Origin of the sequence: Candidatus Clostridium eludens (genome assembly GCF_045310515.1) — a bacterium.
Lineage (GTDB): Bacteria > Bacillota > Clostridia > Clostridiales > Clostridiaceae > Clostridium_B > Clostridium_B eludens.
Genome location: NZ_JBJHZX010000003.1, coordinates 134829 through 152199 on the forward strand (window position 1 = coordinate 134829; position 17371 = coordinate 152199).

Annotated in this window: 13 protein-coding genes, 5 tRNA genes and 3 other annotated features; of the genes, 10 read left to right on the forward strand and 8 right to left on the reverse strand. The window is 32.3% G+C overall.

Annotated elements, in window-relative coordinates; translation table 11 throughout:
* Positions 1–282: 282 nt before the first annotated feature.
* Positions 283–798: a hypothetical protein gene (locus tag ACJDU8_RS03175; protein WP_406790702.1), complete on the forward strand. Its 516-nt coding sequence runs from the start codon at positions 283–285 to the stop codon at positions 796–798.
* A gap of 98 nt (positions 799–896) precedes the next feature.
* Positions 897–3134, forward strand: coding sequence for an MASE3 domain-containing protein (locus tag ACJDU8_RS03180; RefSeq protein WP_406790703.1), 2238 nt, complete (start codon positions 897–899; stop codon positions 3132–3134).
* Positions 3135–3237: 103 nt separating this feature from the next.
* Here ACJDU8_RS03180 and ACJDU8_RS03185 read toward each other — a convergent pair whose 3' ends face one another.
* From ACJDU8_RS03185 to ACJDU8_RS03210, 6 genes are all read right to left on the reverse strand, one after another.
* Positions 3238–5103, reverse strand: coding sequence for a cell wall-binding repeat-containing protein (locus ACJDU8_RS03185; protein ID WP_406790704.1), 1866 nt, complete (start codon positions 5101–5103; stop codon positions 3238–3240).
* Positions 5104–5444: 341 nt separating this feature from the next.
* Positions 5445–5518 (reverse strand) — tRNA-Cys (locus tag ACJDU8_RS03190).
* A gap of 8 nt (positions 5519–5526) precedes the next feature.
* Positions 5527–5601: transfer RNA gene (locus ACJDU8_RS03195), tRNA-Gly, on the reverse strand.
* 5 nt (positions 5602–5606) lie between these two features.
* A tRNA-Phe gene (locus tag ACJDU8_RS03200) sits at positions 5607–5682 on the reverse strand.
* A gap of 4 nt (positions 5683–5686) precedes the next feature.
* Positions 5687–5763 (reverse strand) — tRNA-Asp (locus tag ACJDU8_RS03205).
* 6 nt (positions 5764–5769) lie between these two features.
* A tRNA-Val gene (locus ACJDU8_RS03210) sits at positions 5770–5845 on the reverse strand.
* A 284-nt stretch (positions 5846–6129) separates the two neighbouring features.
* On the opposite strand from ACJDU8_RS03210, the gene ytxC reads away from it, so the two are divergent.
* The 8 genes from ytxC (at position 6130) to ACJDU8_RS03250 (ending at position 15811) form a co-directional block, all read left to right on the forward strand.
* Positions 6130–7029, forward strand: coding sequence for a putative sporulation protein YtxC (gene ytxC, locus ACJDU8_RS03215; protein WP_406790705.1), 900 nt, complete (start codon positions 6130–6132; stop codon positions 7027–7029).
* A gap of 68 nt (positions 7030–7097) precedes the next feature.
* Positions 7098–7355, forward strand: a binding site (T-box leader).
* 125 nt (positions 7356–7480) lie between these two features.
* On the forward strand, positions 7481–9394 hold the full coding sequence (thrS, locus tag ACJDU8_RS03220; RefSeq protein ID WP_406790706.1) for a threonine--tRNA ligase: 1914 nt from the start codon (positions 7481–7483) through the stop codon (positions 9392–9394).
* 78 nt (positions 9395–9472) lie between these two features.
* Positions 9473–9607 (forward strand) — a sequence feature (ribosomal protein L20 leader region).
* A 141-nt stretch (positions 9608–9748) separates the two neighbouring features.
* Positions 9749–9946 carry a 50S ribosomal protein L35 gene (rpmI, locus tag ACJDU8_RS03225; protein ID WP_406790707.1) on the forward strand — a complete coding sequence of 66 codons (198 nt, stop codon included), beginning with the start codon at positions 9749–9751 and terminating at the stop codon, positions 9944–9946.
* 29 nt (positions 9947–9975) lie between these two features.
* Entirely contained in the window at positions 9976–10335 is a 360-nt protein-coding gene (gene rplT / locus ACJDU8_RS03230; RefSeq protein WP_406790708.1) for a 50S ribosomal protein L20, read from the forward strand.
* Between the two features lie 71 nt (positions 10336–10406).
* A complete protein-coding gene (locus ACJDU8_RS03235) occupies positions 10407–11189 on the forward strand; it encodes a TrmH family RNA methyltransferase (protein WP_406790709.1) in 783 nt (260 codons plus the stop codon).
* 69 nt (positions 11190–11258) lie between these two features.
* Positions 11259–11493: a binding site (T-box leader), on the forward strand.
* A gap of 60 nt (positions 11494–11553) precedes the next feature.
* Complete coding sequence (gene pheS / locus ACJDU8_RS03240) at positions 11554–12573, forward strand: phenylalanine--tRNA ligase subunit alpha (protein WP_406790710.1); 1020 nt, start codon at positions 11554–11556, stop codon at positions 12571–12573.
* A gap of 56 nt (positions 12574–12629) precedes the next feature.
* Complete coding sequence (gene pheT, locus ACJDU8_RS03245; RefSeq protein WP_406790711.1) at positions 12630–15008, forward strand: phenylalanine--tRNA ligase subunit beta; 2379 nt, start codon at positions 12630–12632, stop codon at positions 15006–15008.
* 200 nt (positions 15009–15208) lie between these two features.
* Positions 15209–15811, forward strand: a complete 603-nt coding sequence (locus tag ACJDU8_RS03250; protein WP_406790712.1) for a cell division protein ZapA — start codon at positions 15209–15211, stop codon at positions 15809–15811.
* 80 nt (positions 15812–15891) lie between these two features.
* Here the strand turns inward: ACJDU8_RS03250 and ACJDU8_RS03255 are convergent, their stop codons facing one another.
* Complete coding sequence (locus ACJDU8_RS03255) at positions 15892–16443, reverse strand: DUF4489 domain-containing protein (RefSeq protein ID WP_406790713.1); 552 nt, start codon at positions 16441–16443, stop codon at positions 15892–15894.
* Between the two features lie 121 nt (positions 16444–16564).
* A complete protein-coding gene (locus ACJDU8_RS03260; protein WP_406790714.1) occupies positions 16565–17335 on the reverse strand; it encodes a hypothetical protein in 771 nt (256 codons plus the stop codon).
* Between the last annotated feature and the right edge of the window lie 36 nt (positions 17336–17371).

Genomic DNA, 17371 nt, shown 5'->3' on the forward strand with positions numbered 1-17371 from the left:
TCTCATTTAAGGAGATCTTATCCAGATTTGAACTGGAGATAAAGGTTTTGTAATTATATATTTTGCTAAAAGTGTTGGGAATATCTGCATTTAGTTATTTTGTAGTATAGTACTATGTTAAAATTATAACACAATCAAAAATACCAGTAAACAAGTAACATATTCCAGATATACACATATTAATGACATATTAGTAAGGCACTTTTAGATGAATAATCAAAGGGTTTGTGGTATAATTCACCTGATATTTGTTTTAAATATACTTAAATGAGGAGGGGGATTGTGAAAAATAGTGTAATATATACAGCACTTATGGGTGTAATTATTGCGCTTACTATTGCCTTCAAGGTTTTAATGATGGCAGCTCCCAATATAACCATAGTTACAGCTGTTGTAATAGCAGTTACCATAGTTTTTAGTGATAAGGACTATCGCACAGGAATTAAGTCAGGATTGATAATAGCTATTATGTATCCCATAATCACCGGAATGATTTATGGTATAGGAGTTTGGACAATTTTACAAGCATTATGCTGGATGTTGGTTGTATTTGTATCTCTTTTACTAAAAGGCTTAATAGGTAGACAGTCAGTATTAAAGCTGTCCATTATGGGGTTTAGTTTAGCTTTCGTATATGGATTTAGTATGAATATTTGTATGGCTGTACTTTCTGGAACCATGGTAACTAGTGTAATGGCTTATTTTATAATGAGTTTCCCTTATGATTTAGCCCATGCTATATCAACTTTAGTGGCATTACCCGTATTGGTAAAATTATTAAAATTAGTAAAGATATAATACATAATTGTTATTCTAAATTGTATATATATTCCCACAATGTTCATATGGTGGTATAATTATGTAGGATAATGCTATAGGATGGGAGATAAGTAATAATGATAAAAATAATATTAGAGGAACTAAAGAAGAAACCTTTTTTATTTATTGTAACCCAATCAATTATTATTTTACTTTTTTCTGATGTAGTTACACATCTTGTGTTTCCATTGTGGACAGAATATAATGGGATTTTTCATTCATTTATGGAGCTGATGTGTATAGTTTTAGCTTCTACTTCGTTTCTAGTAGTGTGGTGTAGATACTATAGTAATTCTGTCAAAAACCAAATTATAGCATTGGGTTTCTTAGCAATAGCAATTTTTGATCTTCTGCATGCTTTTTATTTTGCTGCTTTGGGATTTTCACCAAAGAATTACTTTGATTTATCAGCTAGGTTTTGGATTATTGGTAGAATTACTGAAGCAATCTTACTTTTAATTATTACTGTTAATTTATCTAAAATAAAAATAAACAAATGGTTAGGGCTATTTGGTTCACTTACCTATTCCCTTGGTATATCATACTTTATACTTTTTCATGAAAATCTTTTTCCAATACTATATACTTCAAATGGGGTAACTAATATTAAAATGTTACTTGAATACTGTATAATATTTATATTAGTTGCTGCAATATGGAACTTAAGAAAAAAAATAAATAATAAAGATACATTTACATATAAATACATTGCTATTACAATCCTGTTATTTATACCCGCGGAGATTTGCTTTACTACCTATAAAACCTTAACGGCCTTTGTGGCAACTTATGGACATATTTTGAAGATAGCATATTATATATGCTTATTTAAAGGTATAGTGAAAACAGAGATAAGTTATCCCTATTTAAGGTTAGATGAAGTTAACAAACAGTTGCAGGATACATTAAATGCTATTCCACTGGCAATTCATACCTATGATAACAACCTAAAGATAACTTTTGCAAATAAGAGATTTGAAGAATTGCTTCACTGTAAATCAGCTGATATGGTTGGATTAACCATGGCTGAATTTCTAAAGAAAGTTGAAAAGGTTGGCAGGGAAGATGAGAATAAGCTTCCAAGTAGTTTAATAGAAAAAGGTATAACTATGGAGAACATTATTAGAACATATAAAACACCAGAGGGTAATAAAGTTAAACTCCTTGTTAATATTCATAAAATAGAAAACGGTATCATGTTTATATCCAGGGAAGCTGCTGGGGAGCAAGCTATTGAAAATTTAAATTTACAGACTGAGACTATTCTAAATTCTATGGTATACCCAGCAATGATAATAAATAGTCATGGTATTATAACGGCTTGTAATGTATCATTTGAGAATCTACTGGACTTAGACAAGAATCATATTATAGGCACTTCTCTTCTTAAGATAAATAAAATGGTCAAATTTAATAATAGGGAAGTAGTGAATAAGTTTTTCCAGGGCGATTTATATGATGAATACTATGAGGCCTCATTAGTGTCCATGAAAGGTATTAAAAAGGATATAACTGGACAAGTATCCTCTATATATAATGTTGAAAATGAGAAGATTGGAATAATATCTGTAATGCAAGATGTTACTGAACTGAAGAATAATCAGGAAAAATTAATAAATCAAGAAAAGCTGGCATTATTAGGGCAAATGGGTGCCAGTATAGTTCACGATACAAGAAACTTTTTAACTACGATAAATGGTTCTTGTCAGTTAATTGAGCTTTATTCAGATGATGTAAAAATAAAGGAATATGCTGAAAAAATTAAAACCGATACTCAGGAGGTTAATAGGATCATAACTGATTTTCTAACTTTAGCAAAACCAGCTAGTATTGCCGTTGAAGAAGTTTCAGTATATGATCTGCTTAGTTCAGTGAAAAAATTGATGCAGACCTCATCCTTGATAAAAGGAATAGATGTTGATTTTGACTTTAATCATGATGAGAGATATGTAATGTGTGACCAAGTGAGAATTAGGCAGGTGATTTTAAATATATGCAAAAATGCAATTGAAGCAATGGAAAACGTGAAGCAGCCAGTTCTGAAGATTGAAACGGGTATTGATGATGTTGCTAATGAAATATATGTGCGAATATCCGACAATGGGTCGGGTATACCTAAAAAAAATATGCCAAAGTTAGGAACTCCATTTTTTACTACAAAGAAAAATGGAACTGGATTAGGGCTGAGTTCTTGTTTCCAGATAATCCACGAACATAAAGGAAGGATTGAGGTGAAAAGTGAATTAAATGTTGGGACAACTTTTAATATAATTTTACCGTGTATACCTGACGATGATGATGAAAAATTAGTATGAATATAAAAGAAAAATGAAACTGCTACATTCTACAAAAACTTATATGTAATTCATCTATTATTGCATACAAAAAGCACTAGGAGTAAATCCTAGTGCTAGTAATTTAATAATCTCTATTATCAGTGCCATCTATTCTAACTTTTTTATATCCAAAACAAAGTTCATCATCTCCTGTGTGATAATAATAATATATCCAGCCATTAGATACACTTGTTACTGCAGCTGCAGGAGTGTCTAATAATTTTGTATTGCTGCTACCATCAATTTTTATCTTATATAGATTACTTTCATAAAGACCTGCATAGTAAATCCAATCATCATATATATCAAAGGAACCTCCTCCATTTATATCTACTAGACTAGTTTTTTCCGTTCCATCTAGTTTCATGTTTTCCAAATGAAAAACATGTCCATCATTGGAACTAGTAAAGTACAACCTGTCATTATATATTTTTAAGTCATATAAATTATACGATTCTTCCGAGGATATTTGCACTTTGTCAGTACCATCATTTTTCATTTTGTATATTTTTGAAGCTCCTTCTGAAGGTTGTTCTATATAATAAAAATAGTTATCTATGATATTAGGACTAGCTATCATACTATTGACAGGCACATTAATTTTGTTGCCACCATCTAGGTCCATTGTAGTAAAACTATTGTCTGATGATGAATAAATTTTATTATCTACTATTTTAAACCAAACACAAGGTTCATCACTTAGTTCAGTATCACTTGTACCATCAGTTTTTATTTTATATAAACGAGCAGCTATTTGATTGGTTGTAGATGTTTTTAATTCGGGGGCAATTGCGTTATAATAAATCCAATCCCCTATAACAGTAATATTGTATGCACCTTTATCACATAGTTTTACTGTTGAAGTTCCATCTGTTTTATATTTAAAAAGCGAAGCATTATCATAATCACCTGTGGAATAATAAATCCAATCTCCTTGTCTAACTTCTGAACCGGATAAACGTAAATTCGTAACTTCATTCTCATCAGGATATACAACCTTGTTAACCAAGCTATCAGGAACAACTGCAGTTCCTCCTAATATTTCGGTATCCTTCACAGAAGGCAATTTATCGAATGAGAATTTCTCTGTTGGCAGTCCAATGTAATCACTTACTAATAAAACACAGGTAGAATTTTTAGCTGCTAAAGCCGAGCCCGATAAGGCATCTGGAAAATTCTCACCATTAGCCATATAAATTTTATCAAAGTTCAACTCATTTTGAAACCTTCTTAACACTGCGATATTAGTGTCATATTTACTACTTCCCCATATTCTTTCGCTGTTCGGAAAGCTATTTAAGATTTTATCGCTTACCACATCATCTTCACCAATAATATAACTTTTGGTTATTTTATTGCTTTTTATGTACTTAGCTACAACATCAGGTAAAGTGTTTGATGGTGTAAGTATAACAGGCATAGATTTTTGAGCTGCAATAGGTGATATAGATAAAGCGTCAGGAAAGTTTTCACCATTTGCTACTGAAACCTCACCGTTAAAGTCTAATTGCTCTGCAATCTTAATCGAAGTTTCATATCTATCTTGTCCCCAAAGTCGTGTAGTTTTAATATTAAGCGCTTCAAGTCTGTTTTTAACAGAATCGGGTACTACAGCCGAACCGCCAATAATAAATACTTGCTTTACCCCTAATCTTTTTAACTCATCCTCAACCCTGCTGTCTAGAGTTGAGCCTGGATTTAATAGTATAGGTGCATTGTATTTTTTGGCCAGTGGAGCTGCACTAAGGGCATCAGGAAAGTTTTCACCATTAGCTAACACAGCATACTCTGAACCATTAGCCCAACCGCTTTTAGAAACTTCTATAGCCGTAGCATATCTATCGCTGCCCCAGATGCGCTGGATGTTATTTGAAGCCAATACTTTAGTTGACATAGAAAAGGTCATACCTATAGCACACAGCATAAGCATTAATTTGTTTTTAATCATTTCAGTCCCCCCCAAATATCAAGTGATTCTTAGGTTCAGGTGGAGTTTGCTCATGAGAAATGCTTTTCTCCACCTGAACCTTAGAAGAACTTATCCAGGCGCGTAGCAGTGCTTATCCCCCACTTTGAAGAAGCTGGGGGTGTTAGCAATGGTAGCGTTCGGATAAATAAATTTTTTAATTAATACAAACACTGTTACCAGTATAATACAAAATTCCATAATTTAAAATTTTTTTATTCTTTTCCATTCAACAGTCAAAGGTTCTTTAGTATTTTTTGGAACAATGAATACAAAAGAAAAAAGTAGTCTAACCACTGATTAGACTACTTTCCATATTAATTTGGAGGCGCCACCCAGATTTGAACTGGGGATAAAGGTTTTGCAGACCTCTGCCTTACCACTTGGCTATAGCGCCATATATACTGGAGCGGAAGACGGGATTTGAACCCGCGACGTTCACCTTGGCAAGGTGACGCTCTACCACTGAGCCACTCCCGCAAAACTGGTGGCCAGACCAGGAATCGAACCAGGGACACGAGGATTTTCAGTCCTCTGCTCTACCGACTGAGCTATCTGGCCAGATTGGCGACCCAGAAGGGACTTGAACCCTCGGCCTCCGGCGTGACAGGCCGGCACTCTAACCAGCTGAGCCACTGGGCCTTAAAATGGTGGGCACAACAGGGCTCGAACCTGTGACCCTCTGCTTGTAAGGCAGATGCTCTCCCAGCTGAGCTATGCGCCCATAAAGATCTCAATAAACTCTTGTCACGGTGACAAGTAATATTATATATTCACACATATATATTGTCAATACTTTATTATAATTTTTTCACATATTATTAAAATTAAATTTGATTTAAGCATTATCAAGGAAGTAAATAACCATTTACAATTGTAACCATCACATAATTTTATATATAATATATTATAATTTACAATAATATCATAGCTGTCGATATTTGACATTAAAAATTTGAATAGAGATTTGTTTTAGACATATACTACTTTGGAAGGGAGTGTGAAAAAATGCTGTTAATAACTATAGTATACAACAAAGAAAGAGAACATATAATGCAGGGAATAAAGGAAATAAAAGAATACTTTAAACACAAAAGTGTACTTATTGGAATATATGAAAGTATAGAGTCTGATACTCACTTCCTTAAAATATTTTGTGATAGAGAAATTAACCAGAAGCTTAACAATATATTTGATATGCATGTTGCCAGTATTCTTTATAACATAATAGTAGATGAATTTTGCAAAAAAGATGTGTTAGCTTTTTTGTCTGACACATACTTTTTTTTGAAATACGAAGAATTAGAGGAAATTAAAGAAGAAAGTTTAAAAGTATTAAAAGGAGAAATGCAAATTAGAGATGAAAATTCTATTTACTGCATAAATAAAAGGAATGAGATATTGGATAAAATATGTGCGTGTATGGATGAAAATAGAGAAATAAATATAGAGGGATTCATAACTTTCAGAATGAAAGAAGTTTTAGAGGATTTAGAAGTTATAATTGACAAAGTAGTGGAAAAATATATGGTAGAAAAGGAGTATAATGAGTTTATAAAGCTTTTAAAATATTTTGTAGAAATCCAGGAAAGCAAAATAGATTATTTAAGTATAATTATTGGAAATGATGGAAATTACGTTATAAAAGATAAATATGAAGAAGATATAACAGAAGGTTTTTTGAAGGATTTAACGGAATTAAAATATAGTGCTAATACTGAGTTGGACGATATTTTAATAAGTGCTTTGATAACAAATTCACCTGAAAAAATAGTAATTCATTGTGTTGAAAACTGCAAAAACATGGAGTTAATAGATACTATAAAAAAAGTTTTTACACACAGAGTTAACTTTTGTGATGATTGCAAAATTTGCAAAAGTATAAAAAATAATTTAAATAGGGTGTAGCACATAAAAACTTCTGCTTTTATATTGACATACTAATTTTAGAATAATATAATAATTGAAAATAGAAGTAAAAAGCTGTGAATAGGAAAGTAGATAAATGAATTGCTTTAAGAGAGAAGGATTATGAGCTGAAATATCCTTTAAGCAAAATTTATTGAAGACCACCTCTGAGTTGTATACTGAAATTTCAGTAAGTATTTCCGTTATCCTGCGTTAAGGGCATAGAGATAGTAACACCCTGCATTAATTTTGCTAAAATATATTTTTGAAATATGGATTATGGTGTTATTAATTTGGGTGGAACCACGGCAAAACTCGTCCCATTGTTTTAGGGAAGGGTTTTTTTATTTGCATGTTTTTATTTTTAAAATTATCGAAGGTTATTCATATTTATATATTTATTTTGTTTAAGGACTAAAATTACAAAGATGTATTTGAAGGAGGGAACCATATGATAAAAATAGGTTTAAAAGATGGTAAGGAAATAGAAGTAGAAAAGGGAGCAAAAGTTGCTGACATTGCGTCTAAACTAAGTGTTTCTTTATCAAAGAAGGCATTAGGAGCAATAGTAGATGGAAAAGTAGCGGAAATTAATGATGAAGTCAATAAAGACTGTAAACTTGAAATTTTGACCTTTGAAGATGAAGAAGGAAGGAAAATATTAAGGCATACAGCTTCTCATATACTTGCTCAGGCAATAAAAAAATTATATCCGGAAGTTAAGCTGGCTATAGGGCCGGCTATAGATTCAGGATTTTATTATGATGTAGATGCAGAATTTTCCTTTACACCAGAATTGCTTCAAAAAATTGAAAATAAAATGAATGAGATAGTTAAAGAGAATATAAAGTTGGAAAAATTTGAACTTCCAAGAGAAGAGGCCATAAAACTTATGGAAGAAAAAAAAGAGCCTTATAAAGTTGAATTGATAAAGGATTTACCGGAAGATGCAGTAATATCTTTTTATAAACAAGGGGATTTTGTGGATCTTTGTGCGGGCCCCCATGTACCTTCTACAGGGAGAGCCAAAGCAATAAAGCTTCTCTCTATAGCAGGTGCCTACTGGAGGGGAAACGAAAATAATAAGATGCTTCAAAGGATATATGGTACTGTATTTGAAAAGAAAAGTGAACTTGAAAATTATCTTAAATTAATGGAGGAAGCAAAGAGAAGGGATCATAGAAAATTAGGCAAGGAATTGGACTTGTTTAGTATTCATGAAGAAGGACCTGGATTTCCATTTTTTCATCCTAAGGGAATGGTTATTAGAAATACCCTGCAGAATTTTTGGAGAGAAATGCATGCCAAGGCTGGATATGATGAAATAATGACTCCTATTATATTAAATGAGGAATTATGGCATAGATCCGGACATTGGGATCATTATAAGGAAAACATGTATTTTACTAAAATAGATGATGAGAATTATGCTATAAAACCTATGAATTGCCCGGGATCCATACTGGTGTATAAAAATGCCATAAGATCTTATAGGGATCTTCCAAAGAGATTTGCAGAAATGGGAGTTGTTCACAGACATGAAAAATCAGGTGCATTACATGGACTTATGAGAGTAAGATGCTTTACCCAGGATGATGCCCATATATTTATTACCAGAGATGGTATTGCAGATGAAATAATGAAAGTTATAAAGCTTATAGATAATTTTTATAAAGTATTTGGGTTTGAGTACTTTGTTGAACTCTCCACAAGACCTGAAGATTCTATGGGAAGTGACGAAGATTGGGAAGCTGCAACTGAGGGCTTGAAAAATGCATTAGAAATTGCAGGACTTAACTATAAGGTTAATGAAGGAGATGGAGCTTTCTATGGACCTAAAATAGATTTTCATTTAAAGGATTGTATAGGAAGAACCTGGCAGTGTGGAACTGTACAGTTGGATTTCCAGATGCCTGAAAAGTTTGATCTAAATTATATAGGTGCAGATGGTGAGAAACACAGGCCAGTTATGGTACACAGAGTAGTGTTCGGCTCCATAGAAAGATTTATAGGTATTCTCATAGAACATTATGCAGGGGCATTTCCTGCATGGATTGCACCGATACAGGTGCAGGTTATGAATATTACTGATGCTCAAGGAGAGTATGTAAAAGAAATAGTTGAAAAATTAAAAGAAAATAATATAAGGGCAGAGTGCGATGTTAGAAATGAAAAAATAGGTTACAAAATAAGAGAAGCTCAAATGCAGAAGGTTCCTTACATGATTATTTTAGGAGATAAGGAAATGAAAGAAAAAAATATATCTGTAAGAAGCAGGAAAGATGGAGATATGGGAACTATGTCATTAGATGACTTTATATTGAAACTTAAAGAAGAAATTGATAAAAAAATAAGTAAAGTTTAAGTTAAAAGTTCAGATGTCAAAGTTCAAATTTACAAAAATTATATATTGACTGTATTAAATAAAAATAGTATAATGTAGCATGTTAAGAAGAAACAGCCGTTTCTCACCTTACAGCAAAGCTAGTAAGGTTATGGTTATAAGAATTTCTTAATTGTAAGATTCTTTACTATGTAATGTATTTAGGGCGGCTTTAAGCCGCCTTTTTTATATGTGTTATGAGTTAAAAGGATTTTGTACATTTTTCATTCTACACTTCAATATATTTGCATAATAGAAGGTAACTAAAACTTGAAGAAAAAAATATTACAATAGTTTTGCAAGTACAAAAAGCATAATTGAGAGGAGGAAATTATTATGCCAAAAATGAAGACTAAAAAAAGTGTGGCCAAAAGATTTAAGCTTACGGGAACAGGTAGATTAAAGAGAGCACAGGCTTTTAAAAGTCATATATTGACAAAAAAGAGCAGGAAGACTAAGAGAAATCTTAGGAAGACAGCATATGTTTCAGAAACTCAGGAAAAAGTAATGAAAAAATTATTACCTTACGTGTAAATGGATAATTCTAAAAGGAGGTTTTTACTATGGCAAGAGTAAAAAGGGCGGTAAATGCCCGTAAACATCATAAAAAAATATTAAAGCTTGCAAAAGGTTATTATGGCGGTAAGAGTAAATTATTTAAAACTGCCAACGAGACAGTTATAAGGGCTTTAAGATATGCATATATAGGAAGAAAGTTAAAGAAAAGAGACTTTAGAAAACTTTGGATAGTGAGAATAAATGCGGCAGCAAGGATAAATGGACTCTCCTATTCAAAATTTATGAATGGAATAAAAACTGCAGGTATTGATATGAACAGAAAAATACTTTCAGAAATAGCTATAAATGATCCTAAAGCGTTTACCGAACTAGTTCAAATAGCTAAAACACAGTTAAATGCATAAATTTGAGATTACATAAAAATGAGTGGAGCAAAATTTTGCTGCACTCATTTTTATCATATGGAGATGTTTATATGGATATAATTAGAAGTAAAGATAACTCACATGTGAAAGAAGCTAAAAAACTAAAAGAAAAAAAGTATAGAGTTCAAAGGAAAGAATTTATGATAGAAGGTTTCAGATTTGTAAAAGAAGCTATCAATTCTGATTTTGAAATATCTGAAATTTTTTTGAGCCATATTTTTATAAATAGGGAAGAGAGCTTTTTTTTAGAAGAATCCCTTCAAGTAAAATGCCCTATATATTTTGTTACAGATGAGATTCTTAGAAGTATTAGTGGCACTGAAAATCCTCAAGGGATAATTGCCTTAGTAAAAAACAAGGAATTGAATGTTAAAGATGAGGAAGGCTTTTATATTTTGGCAGATAAAATACAAGATCCTGGGAATATGGGTACTATAATAAGAAGTGCACATGCATCGGGAGCTCTGGGCATCATAACTACTAAGGGTACAGTAGATGTATATAATGAAAAAACCTTAAGATCTACTATGGGATCCATATTTTATATACCTGTAATTGAAGATGAAGATCTCCAAAAAGTAAAATTTTTAAAACAAACGGGTTTTAAGTTAATATCCAGTTCTCTTAGATCAGATATTAATTTTTATAATATAAATTTAAGGGGAAAAATTATAATTGCTGTAGGAAACGAAGGCAGTGGGCTGGGGGAAGATGTAAGGGAAATTGCAGATATGGAAGTAAGTATTCCCATGCCAGGAAAGGCCGAATCTTTAAATGCAGCTGTGGCAGCTTCTATAATGATGTTTGAAATAGTTAGACAAAAATTAAGTTGATGTGTTGACAATATATGAATGTGTATGTAAAATTTAATGGTATAAATGATTAATAAAAATACTATATTTGAAATTACTGTGAAAGAGAGAGTAAATATATATAAGTTTTCTAGAGAGAAAAAGTTATGGCTGGAAGCTTTTTTAAAATGGTGTATATTGAAGTTCACTCTGGAGTACTTGCTGTGAAATTAAGGTATTTGAAGATGCCTAGGTAGCAGTTAAGCGGGAATACCGATAAATATACAAAGAGGATATTATTTTAGTATCAATTTGGGTGGTAACGCGGATTATGTTCGTCCCTTAAAGGGATGGACTTTTTTGTTTGAAAATTTAACCTTATTTTTGAAAGGAGAGATTAATTAAGATGAGAGAAAAATTAAAACAAATAAAAGAGAATGCATTTAAAGAGTTACAAAATAAAGGAAAAGATTTGGATATAGAGAGCATAAGAATTAAATATTTGGGAAAAAAAGGTGAGCTAACTCAAATATTGAGGGGTATGAAAGCACTTTCCTCTGAAGAAAGGCCCATTATAGGTAAGCTTGCTAATGAAATTAGAAGTGCTTTAGAAAATGCCATAGAAGAAGCTTCAAAAAAAATAAAATCCAGTGAAAGAGAAATAAAACTAAAAAATGAAACCATTGATATTACTATGCCGGGGGTAAAGCAAATTATTGGAAGGCGTCATCCCCTAGAACAAATTCTAGAGGATATGAAGCAAATATTTATTTCCATGGGATTTACTATAGAAGAAGGACCTGAGGTAGAATTGGATTACTATAATTTCGAGGCCTTAAATATACCTAAAAATCATCCTGCCAGGGGGGAACAGGATACCTTTTATATAAATGATAATATAGTTTTAAGGACTCAAACTTCTCCCATACAGATAAGAACTATGGAGAAACAAAAACCTCCGATAAAAATGATATCTCCAGGAAAGGTTTATCGTTCAGACGCAGTAGATGCTACTCATTCACCTATATTTTATCAAATGGAAGGACTTGTAGTTGATAAAGGCGTAACTTTTGCAGATCTTAAAGGTACTCTTGAATTATTTGCAAGAAAGATGTTCGGAAGTGATATGAAGACAAAATTCAGACCTCACCATTTCCCATTTACAGAGCCTTCTGCAGAAATGGATGCTACATGTTTTGTATGTAATGGTGAAGGGTGTAGAGTGTGCAAGGGAGAAGGTTGGATAGAACTTTTAGGCTGTGGTATGGTCCACCCACAGGTTCTAAGAAATTGTGGAATAGATCCTGAAATATATAGTGGATTTGCATTTGGAATGGGTGTGGATAGAATGGTTATGTTAAAATATGGAATAGATGATATAAGAAATATGTATGAAAGCGATATGAGATTTTTAAATCAATTTTAGATATTTGTAAAATGAAGATTAATATGTAGATATTTATTCAGAAAGGAGATTTTTATATGAAAGTTCCAGTAAAGTGGTTAAAGGATTATGTAGATATAAATATTCCAGGTAAAGAGTTAGGAGATAGATTGACTTTAAGTGGCTCAAAAGTAGAGGAGGTAGTTACAACAGGAGAAGATATACAAAATGTAGTTACCGGTAAATTATTAAAAATAGAAAATCATCCTGGGGCGGATAACTTACTTGTATGTCAGGTTGATATTGGAAGGGAAGAACCGCTGCAGATTATAACTGCTGCTAAAAATATGAAGGAAGAGGATATAATTCCTGTGGCGCTGCATGATTCTACAATTCACGGAGGAGTAAAAATAAAAAAGGGAAAACTTAGAGGATTAATTTCAAATGGAATGTTCTGCTCTGAAGAAGAATTGGGGATAGCAGAAGGTAAACAGGTACAGGGTCTTATGATTTTGCCTGAGGATACTCCTATTGGAAAAGATATAAAAGAAGTATTAAATATGACAAATTCCATATTGGATTTAGAAATAACCTCCAATAGACCGGATTGCCTAAGCATCTTAGGAATGGCAAGAGAAACTGCAGCAACCTTAAATGAAATCCATAAAACCCCTGAATTGAAATATAACCCGTCTTCCAGTGAAAACATACAGGATAAACTAAAGGTTGAAATAAAGGATAGCCTCTGTAGAAGATATATAGCTAGGGGTATAACAGATGTAAAAATAGAACCGTCCCCTTCATGGATAGAAGAGAGACTTCTAGAAGCAGGAGTGAGGCCAATAAATAATATAGTGGATATAACAAATTTTGTAATGATGGAAATGGGTGCACCTATGCACGCGTATGATACAAGAGAAATAACATCGGGAAGTATAGTAGTTAAAAGGGCAGAAAAAGGAGAAAAGTTTGTTACGTTAGATAATGAAGAAAGGACATTAGGTGAAGATACACTTACTATAAGAGATGGAAGTAGGACCATAGGTATTGCCGGAATAATGGGAGGACTTAATTCTGAAATCAGAGAGGATACTTCTTCGGTAGTATTTGAATGTGCTAATTTTGATGGAACTAATATAAGAATTTCTTCACAAAAATTAGGGCTTAGAACAGAGGCATCTTCTAGATTTGAAAAAGACCTGGATCCTAATTTGGCTGAAATTGCTATGGATAGGGCTTGTTATTTAGTGGAGAAGTTGGGTGCGGGAAAAGTAATGCAGGGTACAATTGACATATATAACGAAAAGGTTCAATCTCACAGCTTGGAAGTTGATTATAATTGGGTAAATAAATTCTTAGGAATCCAAATACCTAAGGAGAATATGGCAGAATATCTAAATAGATTGGAATTAAAAACAGTAATAGATGAAAATACCTTAAAAATAGAGGTTCCTACTTTTAGAGGAGATATAAATATAAAAGAAGATGTGGCAGAGGAAATAGCCAGAATATATGGATATGACAATATACCTTCTACTATAATAAAAAGTGTAAGTACAAAAGGAGGGAAGAATGAGAAACAAAAATTAGATGATAAAGTTATAGAAATACTGATTTCCAGCGGATTGAGTCAATCTATAAGCTATTCCTTTATTAGCAGGAAGGTATTTGATAAAATACTCTTACCGGAGGGCAGCCTCCTTAGAAATGCAGTGGCTATAAAAAATCCATTGGGAGAAGACTATAGCATAATGAGAACTACCACAATATCTTCTATGATGGAGTCTTTAAGCAGAAATTATTCCAGAAAGAACGAATTGGTAAGATTGTTTGAAATGGGCAGAGTATATATTCCACATAAAGATGTAGGTAAACTACCTGAAGAGAACAATATTATAACTATTGGCATGTATGGAAGTGCAGATTATTTTAATTTAAAGGGTGTAGTAGAAAACATATTGGAAATTTTAAAGATAGAAAAATTTTCTTTTAAGAGAGAAACTGAAAATCCAAGCTTTCACACTGGAAGGACGGCACTGCTTTATATAAGAAAAGATTTAGTAGGAATATTAGGAGAGGTACATCCACATGTATGTGAAAATTATGAGGTGGAAGAAAGATGTTATATAGCGGAGCTTAATTTAGATATACTATATAAATATTCAAATTCTTATAACAAATATATACCTCTTCCTAAATTTCCTGCAGTCACTAGAGATTTGGCAGTGGTGGTAGATGATAATGTGCTTACACAGGATATAGAGGATATTATAATAAAACAAGGTGGAAACATGGTGGAAAAGGTGAAATTCTTTGATATTTACAAGGGAAAACAAATAGAAGATGGTAAAAAGAGTATAGCATATTCCATATCCTATAGACTTCCAAATAAAACACTTACAGACGAAGAAGTTAATAAAATCCATAACAAGATATTGAAGTCATTAGAGTATAAGTTAGGGGCACAACTTAGATAGAAAATGCTGCTTTAATATAGATTTTTAAGGTTTAGAGCAGGTGAGTTTCTAAACCTTAAAATTATAATTTATCAGCTATTTACAGGGAATTTTTTATATATGGACATTTGAAAGTTAAATAATGTGTTTAATATACTGGAGATTTGTGATAAAATATTCTTATGGGTTAGGAAAACATCATGATCTGAGAGGGTGTTTAAATGAACGTAGTGACGGTTTTTATAAATGGAATTGAATATAATTTAAAGGGAGACGAACAAGAGGAATATTTACATAAAGTGGCTAGTTATGTAGACAAAAAAGTGAAAAGTGTATTAAAAAATAATGGTAAACTAAGCACGTCCTCAGCAGCTATTTTATCTGCAGTTAATGTAGCAGATGATATGTTGAAAATGAAACAATATAACTATGAATTGCTAAGAGAAATAGACAAGCTGAGGGAAATTGAAAAATCTCATAATCAGCAGATTAATTTTCTAAAGGAGCAGCTTGGATCCTTAGAAGAACTTAATATGGAGCTTAAAGTTAAACTTGGCAATAGCAGCAATAACAAAGCTATAAGTGAGAAAGACCAACAGATTGTGAAGCTGCAGGAAGAGCTGAAGGTTGTAAAGGAATCTGCCCAAAAATATATTAATGAAAATGGAAAACTTATGTCACAAAATAAAGAACTGAAATTCCAAGTTCAGTCGGAAAAATATAAAGTAATAGATCTCCAGCATAAATTAATAGAGAATGAAATAAGTCTCGTAAAAGAAAAAAAACAAAAAAACCCTCTTTTAAATAATGACGGAATCAAGTGATTTTTATCCTTTATTTAATAGTTAAATTAAAAAAACTCAAGGCTGTTTACCTTGAGTTATAAATTTATTATGCACAAATATTAGCAGCATGAACCGCATGTAGCTATTGCTCCCAGTGTTGCGTTGTTAATAGAAAGAGTACCAACAGTAACTGCACTAGTAACAGTAGCAACTACAGTATAGGTACAGCATTCATTAAAGCAAGAATTACAGTCACATACGAAGAATGAGAATGTCTGGCTGGCAAGTAATGCTACCAATGAAAAAGTGTATATAGGTCCAATAGGAGTAGGGGTAATCTGGTTGTTGCATTGTCTAAATATTTGAAAATTTATAGTGCCAGTAAAAGCAACAGTTGCCACAAGATTACTTGCAAATTCAAGTTTAATGCATGGATCTTCTAATTCGCGGGTATTTAATGTTAGCGAAGTAAGAGTAAATGTGGTGCCTGCAACAGTAGCAGCAGGTATTGTAACGGAACCAGGGCTGCTGCATTTTATAATAGTCGGACAGAATTTTTCCTTTTTCTTATCGCAAGGATCAAAATGACCTTTGTTGCAAGGCTCAAAGTGACCTTTGTTGCAAGGCTCACAGTCGTCGTCTCTATAATAATATTTTGACATAGAATTCATAAACGAAATCCTCCTCTTTTTTGTATTAAAGTTAAAATATATATTAGGGCAATAATTTTGTCATTAGCTTCTACTATAATATATGATTTCATGAAAAAAAGGTGATGATATATACAAAAACTTAAGGTATTTCATTGGAATCTTCATCATAGTAAGGGAACAATGGTTCTAAGTTTTGATCAGGATAAAATTTAGGAACAGGAGCTTTTTCAAATATTTCGCATGGATCTTCCTCAGATTCTTCACATGGTTCATCTGGAACTGGGCAGTAGCTGTATGCTGGGATTAGCAGCTGTACAATAAGCTCACATTTTACCACAATGTAGTATCCAAGTGTAATATCTAACACGAAATTCCCCTGCGGATCTTCGCTTATTTCACCATCTAAAGCTTCGGCAACCATTTCAAGTTTGATAATATTTGAATCCAAGTCCTTGGGCTGACCGGTAGGTATAAAATTACCGGAAGTTTCAACTATAGAATCAGGACAGTAAAATTTACCAATGACATCTGTTCTGTTAATTTCATAGAATTCAGTTTTATTTACATTATTAGAGTCAACGTAATCTGCGTAGAAAGAAATAACGTAAGAGATAGTAATTTTTTTAAAACCTTCATTTCCTTTAAGTGGAATTCTATCTACAGAAATTAACTTTATATTAAAATCTCTACTCCTAAGATATCTCTTAGGATCCTCAAGAGTATTACTTCTTAGTTCAGAATCTGTTCTCTTTGTATCCGGGCCTTCATTGTATACAAGACACCTTTTAATTAGGCATTGATCAAATACCTTAGGTACCTCAATGCAAACTAATTCAGAAGGATCAGGTAAACGTCCTTGTTTGTTTACAAGACCAGGACGTGGTACAAATTTATTGAAATTAATGGACATAAATTCTCCTCCTTTTAAATATTATGATAAAGAAAA